We start from the raw sequence: 21,569 nt of genomic DNA, 5'->3' as shown, positions 1-21,569 counted from the left end.
AAGCCCCGATAAATCGAGGCTTTTACTTAATTTATGAATTAAACCAATTCTTTTTGAACCAGGTATTCTGCAATCTGTACAGCATTGGTTGCTGCACCCTTACGTAAGTTATCTGCAACAATCCAAAGGTTTAATGCTTTCGGTGCCGATTCATCTCTACGGATACGGCCTACAAAAACTTCATCTTTTTCATGTGCATCTTTTGGCATTGGGTATTTGAGGTTAGCCACATCATCCACAACAATTACGCCTGGCGCTTTTTCTAAAATACTACGTACTTCGGCTAAATCGAAATCATTTTCGAACTCGATATTAACCGATTCTGAGTGACCACCCATAACCGGGATCCGAACTGTGGTAGCGGTAACTTTTATGTTATTATCGCTCATGATTTTGTTCGTTTCCTTCACCATTTTCATTTCTTCTTTGGTGTATCCGTTATCAGTGAAAACATCAATATGCGGAAGCACATTTAAGTCGATTTCGTATGGATAAGCTTTTGGACCATCAATGCCTTTGCGTTCGTTCATCAACTGATCAACCGCTTTAACCCCTGTGCCTGTAACCGATTGGTAGGTAGAAACGATTACACGTTTGATTTTGTATTTATCGTGCAAAGGTTTTAAAACCACAACCATCTGAATGGTAGAACAGTTAGGATTGGCAATGATTTTGTTATCAATAGACAGTTCATGTGCATTAACTTCCGGTACAATTAACTTAATTGCGGGATCCATTCTCCATGCCGAAGAATTATCGATAACCGTTGTTCCGGCTTCTTTAAAACGCGGTGCATGTTCCAATGAAGTATTTCCGCCCGCTGAAAACAAAGCGATATCTGGTTTCATGCTGATGGCAGTATCCATGCTAACAATTGGGAACTTCTTACCCTTAAAAGTAATTTCCTTACCAACACTCTTTTCTGATGCTACGGGAATTAACTCTGTTAAAGGGAAATTTCTTTCCTCCAATACTTTTAACATGACAGTGCCAACCAACCCGGTGGCACCCACTACTGCTACTTTCATTTTAATTTTTTTTAATATTATTAATTATTTGATATGAGTTCAAATATGCTAAAAATTAAGCTGATATCCCTATTCTTGATAATTAAATTTGCTTTTTATGTTTAAAATTTTTGGTTTTCCATAGAAAATATGGTTAATGGCTAAATCGCTAATTCTATTTAGCAATGCTCGGTGGAAGGGTCGTCATCCGATAGCAATCGGATGCCACTCATTTTGCAATCTTAATACGTAAGGCGCTTAGATTATTCATGCGTGTTTTTTTAGTCATGGGCATTCATAAACACTATGTTGTTCCCAATCGAGTGGGGAATGACTATTCGTCGGAGTTTTCAATCCACTAAAATGTGTTATTAAATAAATTTTACAGACAATGGGATTTATAGCGATTGCCATTAAGAAGAATTCTGTATATCAGGTTTAGATAAACAATACTCGCAATAATAGATGAGTTTTGGGTTATGGAAGATAGGAGGAGATGTGATTTATGAAGATAGCTCTCTCCATCTTAGCTTCGCTTCAGTCGAGAGGACGACAAGGATGTGTTAAACCCCGCAGGTTTCAAAAGTCTGCGGGGTTTGGATAAGTTTAAATCAATTTCGCTTTAATATAATCGCAGCTGGTTTTGATTGAGCCGATCGGATCTGGTTTGTAGTTGGTTTCATGTTCTACAAAGAAATGCTGCATACCCGAAAGTTTTGCCTCAGCAAAAATCGGTTTGAAATCTATAGAACCAGTACCTACTTCAGCATTTAAGGCTGGATTAGTTTTATCCATATCTTTAACATGCCACATCGGGAAACGGCCAGGATATTTTTTAAACAAAGCCAACGGATCATTACCTGAACGCACAACCCAATATAAATCCATTTCAAAGTTGACCAGGTTTTTATCGGTTTCGCTTAAGTAAACATCATAACCGGTGGTATCACCCAATTTCTTAAATTCGAAATCGTGGTTGTGGTAGGCAAACTTCAAGCCCGATGCCTTTGCAATTTCAGCCACTTTATTAAAATCGTCGGCAGTTTTCTTAAAGCCATCTACACCTTTGCCCATATCAACATGTGCACCGGCAATGGTAAAATATTTACCGCCAATAGCTGCTGCTGATTCGATATCTGCTTTTAATTTGTCGGTTTTTCCGGTTTTAGAGAATTCGTCCATTCCATAATGCCCACTTGGTGCTTTCAAGCCGTTCGCATTTAACAATGCTTTAAACTCTTTAGGTGTTAAGCCCCAAAATTTTCCGTTAGAAAAACCATAGGTTTCCACTTCTTTGTACCCGGCCTGCGCTACTTTTTCGATAACGCCTTTCACGTCTTTCGGTAATTCTCCACGCAAAGTATAGAGCTGTAAACCAATATTTTTGCTGGCTTTATCAAAGGCAAAAGAGGGGATCAGCAATGCTGCTCCGGCCGCTAATCCTGCATGCTTTAGGAATGTCCTTCTTGAATTCATCTGTTAAATTAAATAATCTCTTTTTTAATATAAGCACAACTTGCAGCAACAGATTCCATCGGATTTGGTTTGTAGTTGGTTTCATGCTCTACAAAGAAATGTTTCATGCCCGAAAGTTTGGCCTGTGCAAAAATCGATTTAAAATCTATAGATCCAGTGCCTACTTCTGCGTTTAAGGCCGGGTTGGTTTTATCCATGTCTTTAACATGCCACATGGTAAAACGTCCCGGATTTTCTTTAAACAGTTTTAAAGGATCGTTTCCTGAACGTACCACCCAATACAGATCAAGTTCGAAATCAACCAATTTTTTATCTGTCCCTTTCAACAGGATTTCGTATCCGGTAGTATTGCCAATTTTATCGAATTCGAAATTGTGGTTGTGGTAAGCCAGGCGAATACCTGCCGCTTTGCACATTTTTCCAGCTTCGTTTATTCTGGAGGCAATTTTTTGATAATCTTCAGCATTTTTTCTGAGGCTGGTATCTAACCAAGGGATGGTTACATATTCGCTTTTCAGTACTTTCGCTGCTGCAATTGCAGCCTTTAATTCGGTGGTGTTGCCATCACTTAAATAAGTCCCTAAACCGTAATGGCCACTTGGTGCCTTTAAACCGTGAGCATCCAACAATGCTTTAAATTCTTTAGGCGTTAAACCCCAAAACTGATCCTTTATCGAAAAACCATAGGTTTCTACTTCCTTAAAACCTGCTTTGGCGATTTTTGCAATCGTCCCTTTTACATCTTTAGGCAACTCATCTCTTAAAGAATACAACTGGAGGCCAACAACTCTTTTATTATCCGCTGCAAAAGCAAATGACGGAACGATCAGTGCCGCTGCTGCAGCCACGCTGCTGTTGATTAGAAAATTTCTTCTTGATATCATAATGTAGATTAAATATCGCAGATGGATACAGCCTTTTTCAATGAGGCTATTTTATCTGCATGTTTAGGTATAAATTCTTGTGCAACGTAACCTTTAAAGCCGGTTTCGGCAATGGCTTTCATAATGGCAGGGTAATACAATTCCTGCGTATCGTCTATTTCATTACGGCCTGGTACACCAGCGGTGTGGTAGTGCGCAATGTATTGGTGGTACTGCCTGATGTTACTGATTACATCACCTTCATCAATCTGCATGTGGTAAATATCATATAACAATTTGAAATTTTCAGAACCCAGGCGTTTGCAGAGTTCAGCACCCCACGATGTCCTGTCGCATTGGTAATCTTTATGGTTTACTTTGCTGTTTAGCAACTCCATAACCAATACCACCTTGTGCTTTTCGGCCAATGGAATTAACTGTTTTAATCCTTTAACACAATTGTTCCAACCGGTTTCATCGTCTTTACCACGACGGTTTCCACTAAAGCAGATCAGGTTTGTATAACCGGCTTCAGCCACCAGCGGAATCATTTTGGTATAATTTTGAACTAACTTTTCGTGGAATTTTTCGTCGTTAAAACCATCTACTAAGTTAATCTCGGCTCCATTGCACATGGTTGATTCTAAGCCATGTTTTTTTAATGTAGGCCAATCGTTCGGACCAACCAGATCAATTCCTTTGATTCCTATTTTTTTTGCTTCAATGCAAAGCGCTTCAACATCAACGCTGCTAAAGCACCAGCGGCATACGGCATGGTTGATATTTCCTTTTAGCCTGAGTGGCTCGTTTGATTCTGTTTTGTTCATGGCTAGGGCGGAGAGGCCTGAAGAAACACCAACTGCTGCGGTTCCTGCAACAATATTCTTTAATGCATTTCTTCTGTTGATGTTAGAGGTCATATTAAACAGTTTTAACTTCTACTTCTGATTTGGTTTTATCGTTAAATAATAAAGCAAACAATAAGAAAACTGCAGCTGCAATTCCTGCTGGAATAATCCAAACCATTTTCCAGTCAGTTACATCTCCTGTTTTATACATATCTGTAATTAAGCCCGCTACTTTAAACCCAATTAACATACCAACGCCATAGGTAGCTAGGGTAATAATACCCTGAGCTGCACTTTTAAATTTTTCTCCTGCCTTTGAATTAGTGTAAATCTGACCGGAAACAAAAAAGAAATCGTAGCAAACACCATGGAGTGCGATACCTATAATGAGCATAAAACTTAAGCTGCCGGCATTGCCATAAGCAAAAAGAATATAGCGTATCGCCCAGGCCAGCATACCAACTATAATGGTTTTCTTGAAGCCGTATTTTGAAAAGAATACAGGAATAGCCAATAGAAATAATGCTTCGGAAACCTGACCAATTGCCATTTTACCTGTTGGGTTGGAAACTTTGATGTCAGCCAGGAAAAGGCCTGCATTTTGATAATAAAAGGCTAACGGGATACAGATCAGGATGGAAGAAATAAAGAAGACAGCAAAATTTTTATCTTTTAATAATTTCAATGCGTCTAATCCTAAAATGTCGCCTACTTTTATTTTTTCGTCTTTGGCAACCTTTGGCGGAGTTGCAGGTAGAGTAAAACTAAACAATCCCAATACCAAAGAAGCGATGCCAGCCATCAGAAAGGTGCTTTTTAATAATCCGGCTTGAATTCCTTCCGGAGAATCCCAGTGGAAGGCAAAACTGATCAATAAACCAGCGATGATCCAGCCTATTGTACCAAATACCCTGATGTTAGCAAATTCTTTTTCCGCATCTTTCATTTGGTTGAATGAAACAGAGTTTACAAGCGCAAGGGTTGGCATAAACAAAATCATGTAAGCTAAAACGTAAGGGTAGAAAACACTCACATCCGGCGCACTATACATCTGGTACATTAAAATAGCACCAATAATGTGTAGAACACCCAAAATTCTTTCAGCGTTAAAATATCTGTCGGCGATAAGGCCTATTATAAATGGAGCAATAATAGCACCCCAGGATTGAGTTGAAAATACGGAACCAATTTCAGAGTTGGTTGCCTTCAGGTTATTGTTTAAGAATGCTCCTAAAGTTACAAACCATGCTCCCCAGATAAAAAATTCAAGGAACATCATGGCAGAAAGTTTAAAGCGTGTAGTGCTATTCATTTGGCTGTTAATTATGTAAGATGGTTAAGGTAAGAGGGATGAAGGAGACGTATCCCCGTAACTCATCTTACAACTTTATAATATTTTAACTGGATTTGGTAAGAGGGATTTTGTAATTCACATTATACATTTTCCCTCTTACATTTTCTATTTTTCTATTTCTTTTTACGGAGATGTTGTAGCTACACCATCTGAATTTTTAAGAGGGAGACGGAATTCACATTATACATTTTCCCTCTTACATTTTCCGTTTCCTATAGTTCTTTGATAGAGATGTTTTTGTACCAAACTTCATCTCCATGATCCTGTAGGGCAATTTTACCGGTTTTAAAAGTCCCCCAGTTTTCCCATGTGGCAAATTTGCTTCCTGCAACAATCTTTTTCCAGTTATCATCCCAAAGGGTTGTTTTTACTACTTCAACACCATTCAAAATTAAAGTTAGCTTTCCTTTTTTGCTGATGATCTCAGCTTTATTCCACTCGCCAACCGGTTTAACGGGTTCTGACGAACTTTTTACCAGGTCATAAAGATCGCCGGCACGGTGTTTTGTGATTTTTCCATCAGGGTGGCCATCATTATCGATTACCTGCATTTCTAAGCCGGTAGAATAGGTAGCATGGTATTTAGGCTCTTCGTGAACATAAAAAATAAGGCCGCTATTTGCTTTTGGAGCTACTTTCCAGTCATACTTTAAGTGGAAATCACCATATTCTTTATCGGTAACCAAATCGCCACCACCGTCTTTACCTTTTTTAGCTAAATCCAGGTGTAATGCACCATCCTGAACCTGCCAGCCACTACCAACAGTAGTTTTGTTGTATGTATGCCAGCCAGTTGTGGTTTTACCATCAAAAAGTGGTTTAAAGCCTTTTTGGGCTTTTGATATTTGTGTAACTGCCAGCATAATGCAAGCAGAAAGAAAGATTTTTTTCATTTTTTTCAAATTAAACCCCCTAGGTTTTTTAAAATCTGCGGGTTTGTAATAATTAAAGTGTTAAATTGTTCCAGCCTTTACGGTATTCGCGTTTAACAAACTGGTTTGCTTCGTCAAAGTTGGTCACTTTCATATTATCGTTATCCCAAAGCATCTTCATATACCTGCCCGGGTAACTGGTCTTACCATTTACCGTTTTTTGTACATCAAAACTTCTGATGGCCAGGTTGGCCATCAATAAAGCCTCCGTTAACGGACCAGCAATTTCGAAAGGCGAACTCACTTCTTGTTTGCCGTAACCAGCAATTGCCGCTTCAACCCATTGCTTGTAGTGTCCGTTTGCTCCATCTGGTACCCGGGCATATTTTGGTGCAACTTTAATGTCCTTGTTTTTACTTAAAGGCAATAATTTAGGGTTTGCACTATAGGTTTCGGCCATCATCTTACCTTTTGTTCCGATAAATAACGTACCGTTGCCACCATCGCCAAAAGTTTCATTCGCTTCTAATTCTTCCGGCCGTTCTGGCTGGATCCCACCATCCATCCAATGTAAGGTAACATCACCTTTGGTTTTATCCGTTTTGGGGAACTTTAAGGTAACATGGCTTGACGGCGGGCAGCTTTCTGGGAAATAACCGCGTTTAAATTCATCCACATAAACAGAACCTACACTGGCCTGCACCTCTTTGGCATATTTTAAATTTAATACGCTAAAAGGAGCTTCGATTAAGTGGCAACCCATATCGCCTAAAGCGCCTGTTCCGTAGTCCCACCAGCCGCGCCAGTTAAATGGAACCAATTTATCTACATAGTCCTTTTCAGGGGCTGTCCCCAACCATAAATTCCAGTCTAATTCTTTAGGGATTTCTGCTTTTTGACTTGGCCACGGAATACCCTGAGGCCATACCGGGCGGTTGGTCCAGGCATAAACTGTATGCACGTCACCGATTAAACCCGCTTCGTACCATTCCTTCATCTGGCGTGGACCATCATTTGATGCCCCTTGATTGCCCATTTGCGTAACCACTTTATATTTTTTTGCGGCTGCGGTCAGAATCCGCGCTTCATAAATATCGTGTGTTAGTGGTTTTTGAACGTAAACATGCTTACCCAGCTGCATGGCAGCTAAAGCCTGTATGGCATGGTTATGATCGGGAGTAGAAACAGAGACAGCATCGAAGTTTTTATGCTCTTTATCCAGCATTTCGCGCCAATCTTTATAATATTTTGCTTTAGGGAAAGCTTTTACGCTAGTTGCCGCGCGACGATCGTCTACATCACACAGGAAAGCAATATCTGCTTTTCCACTTTTGTAAAACATATCCAAATCGCTTTGGCCTTTTCCGCCAACCCCAATGCCGGCAACCAATAGGCGATCGCTCGGTGCTAAATAGCCAGTTCCGCCCAAAACGTGGCGCGGAACAATCATAAAGGCAGCGGCAGCGATTGCTGAAGTTTTAATAAAATCACGGCGGTTACTCGTGTTTTTATTTTCATGCTCTGTTTTCATATTTAGTAAATCGATTTGCTAGCTAAATTCGACTATTTTTTCTTTAAAGATAAAATATACTTTACCATAAGTTTGGCATCATCTTTTTTAAGCGTAGCATGTGCGGTCATCGGCATATTGCCCCAAACACCTGTTCCACCTTTAATAATCTTATCGGCCAACATGTTGATGTTTTTTTCGGTAGCCGGATATTTTTTTGCGATATCTACGTACGCAGGGCCAATAATTTTATTGGTTTTATTATGACAGCCTAAGCAGTCTGATTTGTTGATCAGCTTTTCGCCCGGATTTGATTGAAAGGCAGCGTGGGTTGTTGTTGTTGCTGTTGCAAGCACAGCCTTCTCTTTTGCTAAATCAGCCTTTGAAAACGACGCCATAAAAATGACTACAGCGCCTAAAATTAAAAATGTTTTTTTCATGTTGTGTGTGTTTTGTGTGTTGTTATTTTTATAATCCTAATATTCTTTTATTGAAAGCGCTGTCACTGCCCGATGCAGCAAAATCATCAAATGCTTTATCAGTTACATTAATAATGTGCTTTTTGATAAATTCTGCACCTTCCCGGGCGCCATCCTGCTGGTTTTTAATACAGCATTCCCATTCCATTACAGCCCAACCTTTAAAATCATACTGGGCTAATTTACTAAAAATGGTTTTAAAATCAACCTGTCCATCACCTGGCGAGCGGTAGCGACCTGCGCGGTTTGCCCAACTCTGGTATCCGCCAAAAGTGCCCTGTTTGCCTGTAGGATTAAATTCTGCATCCTTTACATGGAAAGCTTTGATGCGTTCGTGGTAAAAATCGATGTACTGAATGTAATCCAATTGTTGCAACACAAAGTGAGATGGATCATACAATAAGCATGCCCGCGGATGATTATTCACTGCCGCAAGAAACATCTCGTAAGTTTCACCATCAAATAAATCCTCTCCGGGATGGATTTCGTAGCAAACGTCTACACCACATTGGTCAAATTCGTTTAAGATCGGTGTCCACCGTTTTGCCAGTTCTGCAAAACCTTCTTCAACCAATCCGGCCGGACGTTGAGGCCAGGGGTGAAAATATTGCCATAATAATGAGCCACTAAACGTTGCATGTGCATTTAAACCCAGGTTCTGCGATGCCTGTGCAGCATATTTCATCTGTTGTACAGCCCATTCCGTTCTGGCTTTTGGGTTTTTATGCACATCTTTTGGCGCAAAAGCATCAAATAAATCATCGTAAGCAGGATGAACGGCAACCAACTGACCTTGCAGGTGTGTTGACAGTTCGGTTATTTCCAAACCGTAGGTTGCAATCTTACCTTTTAACTCATCAGCATAGGTTTTACTTTCTGCTGCTTGTTTAAGATCAATAAAGCGGGTATCAAGGGTCGGCATCTGGATGCCTTTAAATCCTAAATCTGCAGCCCACTTGCAAATGCTGTCTAGTGAATTAAATGGTGCTTCGTCGCTTATAAACTGTGCTAAAAATACAGCTGGTCCTTTTATTGTTGTCATGCCGGGTTGTTATATTTTATAGTCGAACCATTTTTGGTCTGATTGGCCAGAAGCCACTACATTTTCAATAAACGCCATTCCTCTGATTCCATCTGAGGTTCCGGGGAAATCAAGCATTTCTGCCGTAGGTTGTTCATTGTTTAATTTTGCATCTACAGTAAGTGCAAAGTTTTTATAGATATTGGCAAAAGCCTCTAAATAACCTTCAGGGTGGCCGCCCGGTGTACGGGTATTGTGTTTTGCAAAACTATCCATATAGCCATTACCTGTTCTGTAGATCTGGGCTGGTGCATCTAACCATCTTACAATCATGGTATTGGGTTCCATCTGGTGCCATTCTAAGCCGCCTTTTTCGCCATAAACCCTGATTTTCAGTGCGTTTTCCTCGCCGGCAGCAATTTGTGAGGCCACCAATACGCCATTGGCGCCATTATCGAATTTTAAGAGTACGTTACCGTCATCATCAATGGCTCTGCCGGGAACTACAATATTTAAATCGGCACAAATTTTAGTGATTTTTAATCCCGAAATATATTCAGCAAGGTGTGCTGCATGTGTACCAATGTCGCCCATGCAACCACTTTTACCAGTTTTAGAAGGGTCAGTACGCCAGGCTGCCTGCGCATTGCCTTCGCGTTCAGAAAGTGTGCTTAACCAGCCTTGCGGATATTCTACTACAATTTTACGGATAGCACCTAATTTGCCTTCGCTAACCATTTGTTTGGCTTGCTTAACCATCGGATATCCAGAGTAGGTGTGGGTTAAACAAAGGGTTAATCCCGTTTCTTCCACTTTAGCATGAAGTTCTTTTGCTTCTTCTAAAGTTAACGTCATTGGTTTCTCAATCACAACGTTAAATCCTTTGTCCAATGCCATCATTGCCGGGGCAAAGTGGGCAAAGTTTGGGGTAACAATGGTTACAAAATCTATTCTTTCGTCTGCTGGCAACTCACTTTCTTTGGTCAGCATTTCTTCATAGTTGTTGTATATCCTGTTATCGGGAAGAAAAAGCATTTTTCCAGATTCGTATCCAACTTCAGGATTTACACTTAGCGCTCCGGCAGATAATTCGATCAGGCCATCCATGTTAGCGGCCAAACGGTGTACGGCACCGATGAAGGCGTCTTTTCCACCGCCTATCATGCCCATTCTTAATTTTCTTTTCATGTTTGAATTATGGGGTATAGGGCTAAAGGTTTAGGGCATAGGGTTTTTAACCTTACACCTTAAACCTTCTACCTTGAAACCTTTCTAGATATTCTTTTTCTTTAGTTCTTTTACTGCATAATCAGCAGCACGCGCAGTTAGCGCCATAAATGTTAACGAAGGGTTTTGGCAAGCGATTGATGGCATGCAAGATCCATCGGTTACAAAAACATTGTTCACTTCGTGCATCTGGTTCCATTTGTTGAGCACTGAAGTTTTTGGATCGTTACCCATTCTGGCAGTACCCATTTCGTGGATCGCCATGCCCGGATAGCAGCCATTATCATATGTTCTGATATTTTTTATGCCTGCTCTTTCTAACATTTCAGCAGCGTCATTCATCATATCCACACGCATTTTTTTCTCGTTCTCTTTGTATTCGCAATCAATTGCCAATACAGGCTGACCCCATTTATCTTTTTTGGTTTTGTCAATATAAACCTTGTTTTCGTAGTAAGGCAACATTTCCCCGAAACCGCCCAATCCCATGGTCCATTTTCCCGGAGTGGTCATTTTTTGTTTCAGATCTGCACCAAACGATAATTCAGCAACATCATTTTGCCAGTTGCTTCTACTCGCACCGCCCTGGTAACCGAAACCACGTAAATAGTCACGTTTATCCTTACCGATATTCTGGTATCTTGGTACATAAATACCGTTTGCACGACGACCATACGTGTATTTATCGTCAAAGCCTTCAGCCTCTCCGGAAGCTCCGCAACGGAAATGGTGATCCATTAAGTTATGGCCCAACTGGCCGCTGCCATTGCCCAGTCCATTAGGATGTGCTTCTGATGTTGAATTCAATAAAATAAATGTAGAGCCTAATGTAGAACCGTTTACAAAAATGATTTTTGCATAAAACTCCATCGTTTTGTTGGTTTCTGCATCGATAACCATTACGCCTTTAGCCTTCTTGGTATCCTTATCATATATGATATGATTTACGATCGAGTATGGACGCAAAGTTAAACGTTTGGTTGCCATTGCCGCAGGCAGGGTTGAAGACTGCGTACTAAAGTAAGCGCCAAACGGACAACCGCGGCTGCACAGGTTTCTGTATTGGCAATTTCCACGGCCTTTGTGCGGAACAGTGAGGTTAGCCACACGGCCAATCATCATAATCCGTTCTCTTTTATAATGTTCTTCTATCCGCGCTTTTACCGATTTTTCTACAATGTTTAAATCCATCGGAGGTAGGAACTGCCCGTCCGGGCAAGTTGGCCAGTTTTCGTTAGAGCCACTGATACCCGCAAAACGTTCTGCATAATCGTACCAAGGGGAAAGTTCTGCATAGCGGATCGGCCAGTCGTTTCCATGACCATCTTTTGCATTATCTTCAAAGTTGTGGTCGCTTAAACGGTAACTCTGGCGGCCCCACATCAATGATTTACCTCCTACATGGAAACCACGGTACCAATCGAAACGTTTATCTTCGGTATACGGGCATTCTAAATCGTTTACCCACCATTTTTCGTTTGCTTCCTGGTATGGATAATCCCTTTTTTGTACCGGGTGGGTACGTTTTTGCTCTTCGGTAAGTCTGCCTGCATGTTTAAAATCCCATGGATTTTTCATCGCATTTTCGTAACCGGTAATGTGCTCAATGTTCATTCCTCTTTCGAGCATCAGTACACGTAGACCTTTTTCGGTAAGTTCTTTTGCAGCCCAGCCGCCACTAATCCCCGATCCTATAACAATAGCATCGTAAGTATTTTCTGCTTTTAAATTCGTATTTAAATTCATGATGTTTTGTAGTTGTTGTTAGGAGGTAGCCCAGGATTTTTGGCCAGGTTTTAAAGGCGCGTTGCCATCATAGCGGCCCGGAATAAGGACATATTCCCTCGCTTTGGTACAACCAATTTCTGAAGAATAGTAGCCGAGCAGGGTTAAATCTCTTGCTGTGATGAAAAAATAAGCTAAATCTTTATTGTCTTCTGATTTGCTTTCTTTCTGAGCAAGTGCAATAGCTCTCAAATCGATCATTAACTTTGTGCGGTCGGCAGGTGTTAACGCAAGATAACTTTTGCCAAAATCTTTCATCGATTTTGCCTGAAGATCTTTAAAGCCTTTTGCAAAGGAAGTTTGCATGGTGGCAGGGTAACAATCTTTCATCATCATCGGAATAAACTTACCTAATCCAGCTGCTTTGGCACCTGCAGATGATTTGGTAGTAGGAACGATAATATCAGCAAATTCAGCAAAAATCTTTTCGTCTTCCAGTGAATAGTTTACAAAGTTTTTTTCATTTTCGGGGAGCGTAAAACTTTCAAATAACACGCCCATTGTACTTGCTGAGATTGCTCCACCCAGCAAAAATGCAACGTTTTTGAGTGCTTCTCTTCTGTGCATCGTATTTATGATTTTATATTTTGGTTACTTATGTGTTGAGTTAGTAATATTAGCAAAAATATAGCGTAAAGAATGAATTTTTTAAATTAAATTAACAGTATGAAATATGATTGTTACTGAGTAGAATTATTCTAAATAGGGATTAATTTGTGGCTCAGCGACGTTTTAAATGGCGTTTTTATTTAAATTTTACTTGGTGTAAAAAATACATTTAGTATATATAAATGCGTTTCTGAGCTATAAATCTAAAAATGAAGATTTTTCAGGCAAAAATCAGGTATAACGTGGCTTTCAATTTAGCGGTTTTATCAATCACAATTGATTAAAGTTCATCCGACTGAGTTGGTAGTTTTTGGTTAGCATTTTTTCTTGATCTGATCCTTTATCCGGTTAATAACTTCCCGGTTTACATATTAAAGGTTTAAACGTCATCTTAAAATATTTTATTGCCTTTTATCTCATTTTTTTACCTTTGCTCAATCTCAAAAAAAATATGCAGGAAAAAATTGTTGTTTTAGGTTCTAACGGTCAAATTGGCACCGAGTTAGTAACGACGTTACGTAAGATATATGGTGATGATCACGTTGTTGCGTGCGATATACGCAGGCCGGATTATGATATCAAAAACTCTGCACCTTTCGAATTTGTGAATGTACTTGATAAAGAAATGATCAATGGCATTTTCCATAAATACAGACCCACACAAGTTTACCTCCTGGCGGCATTATTATCGGCAACCGGTGAGCAAAACCCAAAACTAGCCTGGGATTTAAATATGAACGGTTTGCTAAATGTGTTAGATTTAGCCTTAGAATATAAAACGGCAAAAGTATATTGGCCAAGTTCTATCGCTGTATTCGGACCAAATTCGCCAAAAGATCATACTTCACAATATTGTATCATGGATCCGAATACGGTTTACGGAATCAGTAAACTGGCAGGAGAGCGCTGGTGTGAATATTATAACCAAAAATACGGATTGGATGTTCGTAGCATCCGTTATCCGGGACTCATTAGCTGGAAAGCTGCTCCGGGAGGTGGAACAACGGATTATGCGATCCACATTTTTCATGACGCATTAAAGAAAGGCAGTTATCAAAGTTTTTTAAATGCAGAAACAGAGCTGCCTATGATGTACATGGATGATGCGATCCGCGGAACAATTGAACTAATGGATGCTCCGGCAGACCAGATTTCAGTGCGTAGCAGCTATAATTTTGCAGGGGTAAGTTTTACACCTGAAGTTTTGGCCGCTGAAATCAGAAAACATATTCCGGATTTTACGCTGACTTACAGCGATAACGATCCCCGTCAACAAATTGCAAACAGCTGGCCACGGTCTATTGATGATAGTTATGCAACAAAAGACTGGGGATGGAAACCAGCATTCGATTTATCGAAACTTACAATTGATATGTTAAATAATTTAAAAAAATAAGATATAGGTAGAGGGTTGAAGGCGTAAGGTCTCACCTCTCACACCTTATATCTCAATACTAAAATAATGGGAAGAGCATTCGAATTTAGAAAAGAGAGAAAATTTAAGCGTTGGGCCAAAATGGCGGTTCAGTTTACGCGTATTGGTAAAGATATTGTAATGGCGGTAAAGGAATCAGGACCTCATCCGGAAACCAATTCCCGCTTACGTACAGCGATACAAAATGCCAAAGCGGTAAATATGCCGAAAGATAGGGTAGAGGCTGCAATTAAACGTGCCTCTGATAAATCGATGGCTAACTATGAAGAGATTGTATACGAAGGGTACGCACCACATGGTGTAGCCGTTTTAATTGAAACAGCTACTGACAATACCAACCGTACGGTCGCAAACGTACGTAGTTATTTTAATAAAACGAACGGTACCCTGGGGAAAACCGGATCGCTGGATTTTGTTTTTAACCGCAAATCTATTTTTCGTTTTGTACCTGTAGAAGGTTTGGATCTGGAAGAATTAGAGTTCGAATTAATTGATGCTGGTTTGGAAGAGCTTTATGTGGAGGCCGATGAGGAAGGAAACGATATCGTGGTGGCGCAGGGTGCTTTCGAAAACTTTGGTTCTTTACAGAAAGCGCTGGAAGAGAAAGGTATTGAGTTGAAAAGTTCAAAATTGGAGCGCATTGCTTTATCTCACCATGAGGTTACTGAAGAGCAGGCTGCTGATGTATTAAAATTGATTGATAAGTTGGAGGAAGATGATGATGTGCAGGCAGTTTACCACAATATGGCAGAGTAAGTGCAACTGATATTTACTGAATAAGGCTTGAGGATTTTCTTCAGGCCTTTTTTACATTTAGACCTTACAGGTTTTTAAAACCTGCAAGGTCTGGATATGATGATATTTGATTTATCTAACAATTTAATTATGATTAGAACAATTTCCTCTTCTCTCGTCTTAGCGTTTCGATAAGAACACCCAATTTACTTGTTCCAAATTTATATGGGTTAAACTAAGCGCTTAGTGAGGTGCAAAGATTGCATGACCTTAAGATTTCTGAAGTTTTGTTTTTGGAGAGCAAAACCTATATTTATCGGTTACAATAATCCCGCCATCACTTCAAGTCCTCGGCTTCGTTCCTCAACCTCCGGGCTTTCCGTTTTTGTCGGGTCTAGGTTACCTAGGTTAACCCAGGTAAGTTAAACCTGACAGGAGCGAGCAGGAGCATCAATTTTTTCAATTGATGCGAGTAAAGCGGATGGCAGGACTATCGAAACCCATCATCTACCAAACCCTGCTTCCAAATCTTTTACCTGAAAATCAATTTTACATTATCTCTTTTAAATTTGTCGTTCTGCTGAACTTCCGGCTGGTAGGACAGGTGTTTTAACATCTATTGAAGAAAGTGAAATAAATCTGATAGCCATCGGATCAGGGTGACGATACGAGAAACCTGCGAGGTTCGATTAACTTACTATTTCTTATGCGAAAACAACCAGCTCAATAACTCTGGTTCGGCAAATGCATTATCCCAGCTATTGTGGTTTGCGTTAGGGTACAGCGTGAATTTAACCTCCCCACCAATGCTTTTTAGCCGTTCGGCAATGGCCATAGATAATGCCGGATCTACAATATCATCTTTCGCACCATGAAAAATCCAAAGCGGTATTTTTCTATACTTTTTAATGTTATTCGTATTGTCGCCACCACAGATAGCAATGGCTGCCGCAAATTTACGCCTCTCTCTCCTCAACAATTCATAGGTACCCATAGCGCCCATTGATAGGCCCCCAACATAAACCTGATCTTTGTTTACATAAGGTTTTTTAAGAAAATCTTTGATCATTCCCTGTAAGGCATGCATTATTTTGGTTGGTTTACCTCCTTCTACAAAGCTGAACGTTCTTTTGCCATTGGCATTTTTCTCAATATTAACATTAGCCCAATAATCGTTCTGCGGACATTGGGGGAAAACAATTATAGCAGGGAAATTTTTCCGTATATCATTTCTTAAAAATAATTTTCCACCATGTACCAGTTGACTGGCGTTATCACTGCCCCTTTCTCCGCTTCCGTGTAAAAAGAAAACGATCGGGTATTTTTGGTCGGGATTAAAATTCTCCGGAAATAAAACCCTGTAGTAAATAGAGTCCTTTCCTTTAATAAAACTTCCCCTGTCGTATTTTTTTAAGTCCTGAGCATTTAAAAAGAGTACAGGAAAAAGAATGCAAATTGTTAGAATAATCTTTTTCATCTGTTTGTTTATTAATTGTACTTGATTATGTCTGGTTTTCGAGCGTGTAGGTTCGATTGGTTTATAGTAGAAACGAAGCGATCACAGGGCTTAATTAATAGCTGTGTTTTTTGAGATCCTGATCGTTGATTCAGCAAAAATAAAAAACCCTGGCTACTTTACAATAGCTCAGGGTTGATAACCGAACCTAATTGTCTTTATTTCAATGTAAAAGATGCTTCTTTTACATCGCGGGAATTTGTACCGATGAATACCTTGAAATCGCCAGGTTCTGCAGCGAATTTTAAATCAGAATTGTAAAATTTAAGGTCGTTTTCGGAAATATTGAATGTAACCGTTTTGCTTTCTCCGGCTTTTAAATTAATCTTTTGGAAGCCTTTTAATTCTTTAACCGGACGGGTAATGCTTCCAACAAGATCTTGAATGTACAATTGAACAACTTCTTTACCGTCATATTTGCCGGTGTTGCTTAAAGTAACCGATGCTGTGATCGATTTTCCTTTGCTTAAGGTATTGGCACTCAGTTTAACATTGCTATAATTAAATGTTGTATAGCTTAAACCAAAACCAAAAGGATACAATGGATCATTACTTACATCTAAATAATTGGAGCGGAATTTTTCGAACCATTTACCTTCAGCCAGTGGACGACCAGTATTTTTATGGGCATAATACAACGGCACCTGACCTACATTTTGAGGAAAAGTTGCGCTCAGTTTGCCTGAGGGATTAACATCCCCGAAGAGGACATCGGCAATTGCATTTCCTGCTTCACTACCGGGGAACCAAACATTTAAAATTGCCGGTATATTCTGCTGTTCCCAATTTAATGCCAAAGGGCGACCTGTAAACAGGACCAATACCACAGGTTTACCAGTTTTAGCCAAAGCTTTTAAGAGGTTTTTCTGTGTTTCAGGAATCTGGATATCGGTTACACTGCTGCTTTCGCCTGTAAATTCAGAACCTTCTCCAATAGTGGCTACAATAACATCCGATTTTTTTGCCACTTCTAAAGCTTCTTTAATCATTTCAGCTTCGGTACGTGGATCACGTTTGTATGTTGGGTTGTGGATGTTTACATAACGCTGCTCCATAGCAGAATCTGCCAGGAAGTTTGCACCGCGTGCAGTTAATATTTTTGCTTTATCACCCAATACATTTTTTAAACCTTGTAGTACCGTTACCGACTTGTCAAAAAGTGCGGCAACACTCCAGGTACCATACATATTAGCGGTATTATCTGCCAAAGGACCGATTAAACCAATGGTACCTGATTTTTTTAAGGGAAGTAGATTATTGTTATTTTTCAATAGCACGAAACTTTCTGTTGCAACTTCGCGTGCCACCTGACGGTTAGCCGGGCTAAAAACCTCTTTTTCTGCTCTTTCTGTATTGCAAAATTTATATGGATCTGTAAATAAACCCAACTTGTATTTGGCCTGAAGCACTAAGCGGCAGGCACGGTCTATTTGTGCGATACCCACTTTTTTCTCTGCCAATGATTTTTTTAAAGTTCCTAAAAAGCCTTCACCTACCATGTCCATATCAATGCCGGCATTCAGAGCCAAAGCGGATACAGTTTGTAAATCACCCATCCCATGTGCAATCATTTCAGGGATGCCTGTATAATCAGTCACTACAAAACCTTTAAAGCCCCATTGATTTCTCAAAACATCTGTCATTAGCCATTTGCTTCCCGTAGCCGGGATACCATCCACTTCGTTAAAGGAAGCCATAATGCTAGCTGCACCGGCATCAACAGCAGCTTTATAGGGTGGGAAATATTCGTTGTACATCCTCACTTTGCTCATATCGGTTGTATTATAGTCTCTGCCTGCTTCAGCAGCACCATAAAGCGCATAATGTTTTACGCAGGCTAAAATCTCGTTATTGGCCTGGAGTTTTCCCTGATAACCTTTCACCATAGCGGCGGCAATTTGCGAACCTAAATAAGGGTCTTCCCCACTTCCTTCTGAGATGCGTCCCCAGCGTGGATCCCTGGAAATATCGACCATAGGGGAGAAGGTCCAGTTAATTCCACTTGCGCTGGCTTCTATAGCAGCTATACGGGCCGATTTTTGTACGGTTGCCATATCCCAGATACAACTAACGCCTAAAGGAATCGGGAAAACAGTGTTGTACCCATGGATCACATCCATTCCGAATAGCAATGGAATTTTCATACGGCTGTTTTCTACCGCTATTTTTTGTACTGCTTTAATTTTATCTACCCCCTTGATATTGAATAAACCCCCAACTTGTCCGGCTTTTATTTTTTTTGAGATGTCGCTACTGTTGGCTTGTCCTGTAGTAATATCACCCGAACTTGGCAAATTCAACTGACCTATTTTTTCATCAACGGTCATTTTCGCCATGAGGTTGCTGATGAAGGTATTCATCTTTGCTTCTTCCGCCGAAACAGTTTTTTTGGTCTGTGCCGATCCGTTCAGCACAAAAAGGGTTAAAAAAACAACCAGGATATTCGCTCTCTTCATTATATATGTGTTTTATTCTTTATTGATCAAATTTTTGCCGGCACTCGTTAAAAACGATGCCTGAATAACTTGACGATTCTATTGTTTTACTTTTAATCGTTCAAAACGATTGGCTTTGTCCGCGCTCGTTAGAAACGGGCGCGAGCTGTTTGTTTGTGAACATTTATTTTAATCAACTTTTTTTACTTCGGTTTTTACCGAAACGCCATTTTCATTGATGGCTTCCATAGCAAAATAATACGCTTTCTTACTGTCCATTGCCTTAAACCAGTATTCGTTAAAATCGTGGATCATGATGCAGTTGTACAGTTTATCCGGGGCTGTACCATAGTAAAGGTTATAGGCAAATGCATTATCAACAGGTTCCCATTTGATATAGGCACTACGTTTATCTTTTTCTGTTCTTAAAACGATCAGGTTTTTTACCTGAGAGGGTTTTTCGCCATTCCCATTGCCGAAAACGCGTAAACCACTAATGGCAAATTTCCCGGTAGGCATATGGATGTTCACCATTTTGATAAACCTGGTTTTAACCGGCTTTGGCAATTCGATATAATCATGCGGAACATCGGTTTTGTTTTGGCTTTTATCAACCAGAGTCATCCATTTTTTACCGTCAACTGATGAAAGGATTTTATATTGATGATAAATTCCGATCTGTTTTCCTAAAAATCCGGCATCCTGATCAGCATAATTAATTTGTATGGCATTAACGGTTGCAAGGCTCCCTAAATCAGTCTGGATCCATTCGCCGTTATCAGCTGTTTTGGCACTCCAATATGTTTTAATATTTTCATCAACCGCATTATTGGCGTTAAAGCCGCCAAGGGTAGAAGATACAGTTACCGGTTTTTTATAGTTAATGAGCATCCATCCGGGACCGGCAGGTCCGCTTTCTTTCCTTTCGGCAGGTAGATAAAGCGGGTAATCGCCAAATGCGGTATTGGTCCACATTACATCGTCCTGATCAAAACCAGTTGGCCAGATGCCCATGCGGCGTTCCCATGTGTTTTTTACGCAGATAATGCTGGTAGAAATGTGCCAGTAATTTTTGTTATTATCCTGAAAGGTTGCTCCATGACCTGCACCGCGTGAAAATCCCCCGCCTTTATAACTTAACGGATCAGATTGCGGTGTGGTAGGCGTATCATAAAACAGCGGTTTGGTACCTACAACCACACCGTCTGAATAGCCACTAAATTCGGTTCCCGGTGCACCATATTGGAAATAATATTTGCCATTATGTTTGGTCATCCAGGCACCTTCGGCGAAGGGATCAAGAAAGGTATTGTCCATATACTCCCCAAAACGCTGCCAGCCATAGCGCCAGCTTTCGAGTAAATACATTGGTGTACGGGTACCTTTGGGTTTAAAAGTTTTGCGGTCGAGCTCTACACCATACATGGGGTAATTATTGCTACTACCATTGTACATATAAAATTTACCATCATCATCGGTAAAAAAGGCTGGATCCCAGCCACCTATTTCCAAGGAGTCAACCAAAGGAAACCATTTATTCCCTTTAGGATCTGTACTGCCCCAAAGGGTGAAGTTTTTGGTGTAAGTGCTGCCAAAAACCACCATGGTATCTCCAACAATGCCCACGCCTGGCGCACAGAGCTCATCTTTGGTTTTGTTCCATGGTCGTAAGAATTTTCTTTCGTGAAATTTCCAGTTCAGCATATCGGCACTATGCCAATAACCCCATTGGTTGGTGCTAAACAGGTAAAAATCGCCCTTATAATTTACAATAACCGGATCGGCTGTAGCCCTGTGTTTGCCCCATTCAGTAAAAGACTCGAAAGGCGTGTAACCATAATCTACATTGATGGGATTACAGTAGGTTTTTTGCTGGGCAAATGTGGTATAAGTACCGCAGAACAGGACTGTTAACAGAAATATTTTGAATAAATGTTTAGCCATTATTCGTTGGTTAATTAATTGAAAATGTTAATTCTTGCACAGCTTGAGCAGCCTATCGACATTCCGCTTACTGTTAAGCCGGTAACTTGCGATTGGTGTTCCCAGTACACCCACATATCATGTGCGCCGCCTGTTGAGGTTAGTGTAACAGTATATACATCTCCGTTTTCCGGTATCTGTCCGATAACAGTTCCACTAGGTGAATTTGGTGGTATAAAGAAAGAATAAACACCACCGCTGGTATTATTTTCTAATTTCACATATACGCCATCAGTTGTGGAGTTTGTTGCAGTTACATTTACTGTGGCGAATTTTGATTTTATAGTTTTATGTTTAGCTTCAGTCAGGTTAGTGAAGCCAGAATTAAGGATGATACATCCTATTATTGCTGTTAATATTAAAATTACTTTTTTCATGGTTCTGTAGATTTAATTTAAAATATATGATGGCTAA

Annotated in this window: 18 protein-coding genes; 2 read left to right on the top strand and 16 right to left on the bottom strand. The window is 40.2% G+C overall.

Annotation, left to right across the window (positions count from 1 at the left end):
- Window positions 1–38 precede the first annotated feature (38 nt).
- The 12 genes from BM107_RS18910 to BM107_RS18855 all read right to left on the bottom strand — a co-directional run bounded on the left by BM107_RS18910 (window position 39) and on the right by BM107_RS18855 (window position 13,009).
- Window positions 39–1,028, bottom strand: a complete 990-nt coding sequence (locus BM107_RS18910) for an aspartate-semialdehyde dehydrogenase (protein ID WP_090986189.1) — start codon at window positions 1,026–1,028, stop codon at window positions 39–41.
- A 585-nt stretch (window positions 1,029–1,613) separates the two neighbouring features.
- Window positions 1,614–2,483, bottom strand: coding sequence for a sugar phosphate isomerase/epimerase family protein (locus tag BM107_RS18905; RefSeq protein WP_090986187.1), 870 nt, complete (start codon window positions 2,481–2,483; stop codon window positions 1,614–1,616).
- Between the two features lie 8 nt (window positions 2,484–2,491).
- The gene (locus BM107_RS18900) at window positions 2,492–3,367 is read right to left on the bottom strand and encodes a sugar phosphate isomerase/epimerase family protein (RefSeq protein WP_090986185.1); all 876 of its coding nucleotides are present in this window, start codon (window positions 3,365–3,367) and stop codon (window positions 2,492–2,494) included.
- Window positions 3,368–3,375: 8 nt separating this feature from the next.
- Complete coding sequence (locus BM107_RS18895; RefSeq protein ID WP_090986183.1) at window positions 3,376–4,266, bottom strand: hydroxypyruvate isomerase family protein; 891 nt, start codon at window positions 4,264–4,266, stop codon at window positions 3,376–3,378.
- A 1-nt stretch (window position 4,267) separates the two neighbouring features.
- Complete coding sequence (locus tag BM107_RS18890) at window positions 4,268–5,506, bottom strand: nucleoside permease (protein ID WP_090986181.1); 1,239 nt, start codon at window positions 5,504–5,506, stop codon at window positions 4,268–4,270.
- A gap of 254 nt (window positions 5,507–5,760) precedes the next feature.
- Window positions 5,761–6,441 carry a 3-keto-disaccharide hydrolase gene (locus BM107_RS18885; protein ID WP_090986178.1) on the bottom strand — a complete coding sequence of 227 codons (681 nt, stop codon included), beginning with the start codon at window positions 6,439–6,441 and terminating at the stop codon, window positions 5,761–5,763.
- Window positions 6,442–6,493: 52 nt separating this feature from the next.
- Complete coding sequence (locus tag BM107_RS18880; RefSeq protein ID WP_090986176.1) at window positions 6,494–7,951, bottom strand: Gfo/Idh/MocA family protein; 1,458 nt, start codon at window positions 7,949–7,951, stop codon at window positions 6,494–6,496.
- A 32-nt stretch (window positions 7,952–7,983) separates the two neighbouring features.
- Entirely contained in the window at window positions 7,984–8,370 is a 387-nt protein-coding gene (locus BM107_RS18875) for a c-type cytochrome (RefSeq protein ID WP_090986173.1), read from the bottom strand.
- A gap of 28 nt (window positions 8,371–8,398) precedes the next feature.
- Window positions 8,399–9,451: a sugar phosphate isomerase/epimerase family protein gene (locus BM107_RS18870; RefSeq protein ID WP_090986171.1), complete on the bottom strand. Its 1,053-nt coding sequence runs from the start codon at window positions 9,449–9,451 to the stop codon at window positions 8,399–8,401.
- Window positions 9,452–9,460: 9 nt separating this feature from the next.
- Window positions 9,461–10,618: a Gfo/Idh/MocA family protein gene (locus BM107_RS18865; RefSeq protein ID WP_090986169.1), complete on the bottom strand. Its 1,158-nt coding sequence runs from the start codon at window positions 10,616–10,618 to the stop codon at window positions 9,461–9,463.
- Window positions 10,619–10,702: 84 nt separating this feature from the next.
- Entirely contained in the window at window positions 10,703–12,403 is a 1,701-nt protein-coding gene (locus BM107_RS18860) for a GMC oxidoreductase (RefSeq protein WP_145860219.1), read from the bottom strand.
- Window positions 12,404–12,421: 18 nt separating this feature from the next.
- Window positions 12,422–13,009, bottom strand: a complete 588-nt coding sequence (locus BM107_RS18855; protein ID WP_090986166.1) for a gluconate 2-dehydrogenase subunit 3 family protein — start codon at window positions 13,007–13,009, stop codon at window positions 12,422–12,424.
- A gap of 493 nt (window positions 13,010–13,502) precedes the next feature.
- On the opposite strand from BM107_RS18855, the gene BM107_RS18850 reads away from it, so the two are divergent.
- Both BM107_RS18850 and BM107_RS18845 read left to right on the top strand, forming a co-directional pair.
- Entirely contained in the window at window positions 13,503–14,447 is a 945-nt protein-coding gene (locus tag BM107_RS18850; RefSeq protein ID WP_090986164.1) for an NAD-dependent epimerase/dehydratase family protein, read from the top strand.
- Window positions 14,448–14,513: 66 nt separating this feature from the next.
- Window positions 14,514–15,242 carry a YebC/PmpR family DNA-binding transcriptional regulator gene (locus BM107_RS18845; protein WP_090986162.1) on the top strand — a complete coding sequence of 243 codons (729 nt, stop codon included), beginning with the start codon at window positions 14,514–14,516 and terminating at the stop codon, window positions 15,240–15,242.
- Window positions 15,243–15,918: 676 nt separating this feature from the next.
- Here the strand turns inward: BM107_RS18845 and BM107_RS18840 are convergent.
- From BM107_RS18840 to BM107_RS18825, 4 genes are all read right to left on the bottom strand, one after another.
- Window positions 15,919–16,698 (bottom strand): carboxylesterase family protein, encoded by a 780-nt coding sequence (locus tag BM107_RS18840; protein WP_090986160.1) that lies wholly within the window; start codon window positions 16,696–16,698, stop codon window positions 15,919–15,921.
- A 197-nt stretch (window positions 16,699–16,895) separates the two neighbouring features.
- Window positions 16,896–19,193 carry a beta-glucosidase BglX gene (bglX, locus tag BM107_RS18835; RefSeq protein ID WP_090986158.1) on the bottom strand — a complete coding sequence of 766 codons (2,298 nt, stop codon included), beginning with the start codon at window positions 19,191–19,193 and terminating at the stop codon, window positions 16,896–16,898.
- Between the two features lie 168 nt (window positions 19,194–19,361).
- Window positions 19,362–21,116 (bottom strand): discoidin domain-containing protein, encoded by a 1,755-nt coding sequence (locus BM107_RS18830; RefSeq protein WP_208864416.1) that lies wholly within the window; start codon window positions 21,114–21,116, stop codon window positions 19,362–19,364.
- Between the two features lie 14 nt (window positions 21,117–21,130).
- Window positions 21,131–21,532: a hypothetical protein gene (locus BM107_RS18825; protein WP_090986156.1), complete on the bottom strand. Its 402-nt coding sequence runs from the start codon at window positions 21,530–21,532 to the stop codon at window positions 21,131–21,133.
- Window positions 21,533–21,569: the final 37 nt, after the last annotated feature.

Origin of the sequence: Pedobacter suwonensis, from assembly GCF_900111825.1 — a bacterium.
Classification (GTDB): domain Bacteria; phylum Bacteroidota; class Bacteroidia; order Sphingobacteriales; family Sphingobacteriaceae; genus Pedobacter; species Pedobacter suwonensis.
The sequence above is the reverse complement of the archived record's forward strand: the minus strand, read 5'-3'. Positions and strand labels throughout refer to the sequence as shown.

What these genes read in the sequence shown, in the direction of transcription:
- BM107_RS18910 (WP_090986189.1), bottom strand. Translation starts at nt 1,028, where the DNA reads ATGAAAGTAGCAGTAGTGGGTGCCACCGGGTTGGTTGGCACTGTCATG.
- BM107_RS18905 (WP_090986187.1), bottom strand. Translation starts at nt 2,483, where the DNA reads ATGAATTCAAGAAGGACATTCCTAAAGCATGCAGGATTAGCGGCCGGA.
- BM107_RS18900 (WP_090986185.1), bottom strand. Translation starts at nt 3,367, where the DNA reads ATGATATCAAGAAGAAATTTTCTAATCAACAGCAGCGTGGCTGCAGCA.
- BM107_RS18895 (WP_090986183.1), bottom strand. Translation starts at nt 4,266, where the DNA reads ATGACCTCTAACATCAACAGAAGAAATGCATTAAAGAATATTGTTGCA.
- BM107_RS18890 (WP_090986181.1), bottom strand. Translation starts at nt 5,506, where the DNA reads ATGAATAGCACTACACGCTTTAAACTTTCTGCCATGATGTTCCTTGAA.
- BM107_RS18885 (WP_090986178.1), bottom strand. Translation starts at nt 6,441, where the DNA reads ATGAAAAAAATCTTTCTTTCTGCTTGCATTATGCTGGCAGTTACACAA.
- BM107_RS18880 (WP_090986176.1), bottom strand. Translation starts at nt 7,951, where the DNA reads ATGAAAACAGAGCATGAAAATAAAAACACGAGTAACCGCCGTGATTTT.
- BM107_RS18875 (WP_090986173.1), bottom strand. Translation starts at nt 8,370, where the DNA reads ATGAAAAAAACATTTTTAATTTTAGGCGCTGTAGTCATTTTTATGGCG.
- BM107_RS18870 (WP_090986171.1), bottom strand. Translation starts at nt 9,451, where the DNA reads ATGACAACAATAAAAGGACCAGCTGTATTTTTAGCACAGTTTATAAGC.
- BM107_RS18865 (WP_090986169.1), bottom strand. Translation starts at nt 10,618, where the DNA reads ATGAAAAGAAAATTAAGAATGGGCATGATAGGCGGTGGAAAAGACGCC.
- BM107_RS18860 (WP_145860219.1), bottom strand. Translation starts at nt 12,403, where the DNA reads ATGAATTTAAATACGAATTTAAAAGCAGAAAATACTTACGATGCTATT.
- BM107_RS18855 (WP_090986166.1), bottom strand. Translation starts at nt 13,009, where the DNA reads ATGCACAGAAGAGAAGCACTCAAAAACGTTGCATTTTTGCTGGGTGGA.
- BM107_RS18850 (WP_090986164.1), top strand. Translation starts at nt 13,503, where the DNA reads ATGCAGGAAAAAATTGTTGTTTTAGGTTCTAACGGTCAAATTGGCACC.
- BM107_RS18845 (WP_090986162.1), top strand. Translation starts at nt 14,514, where the DNA reads ATGGGAAGAGCATTCGAATTTAGAAAAGAGAGAAAATTTAAGCGTTGG.
- BM107_RS18840 (WP_090986160.1), bottom strand. Translation starts at nt 16,698, where the DNA reads ATGAAAAAGATTATTCTAACAATTTGCATTCTTTTTCCTGTACTCTTT.
- bglX (WP_090986158.1), bottom strand. Translation starts at nt 19,193, where the DNA reads ATGAAGAGAGCGAATATCCTGGTTGTTTTTTTAACCCTTTTTGTGCTG.
- BM107_RS18830 (WP_208864416.1), bottom strand. Translation starts at nt 21,116, where the DNA reads ATGGCTAAACATTTATTCAAAATATTTCTGTTAACAGTCCTGTTCTGC.
- BM107_RS18825 (WP_090986156.1), bottom strand. Translation starts at nt 21,532, where the DNA reads ATGAAAAAAGTAATTTTAATATTAACAGCAATAATAGGATGTATCATC.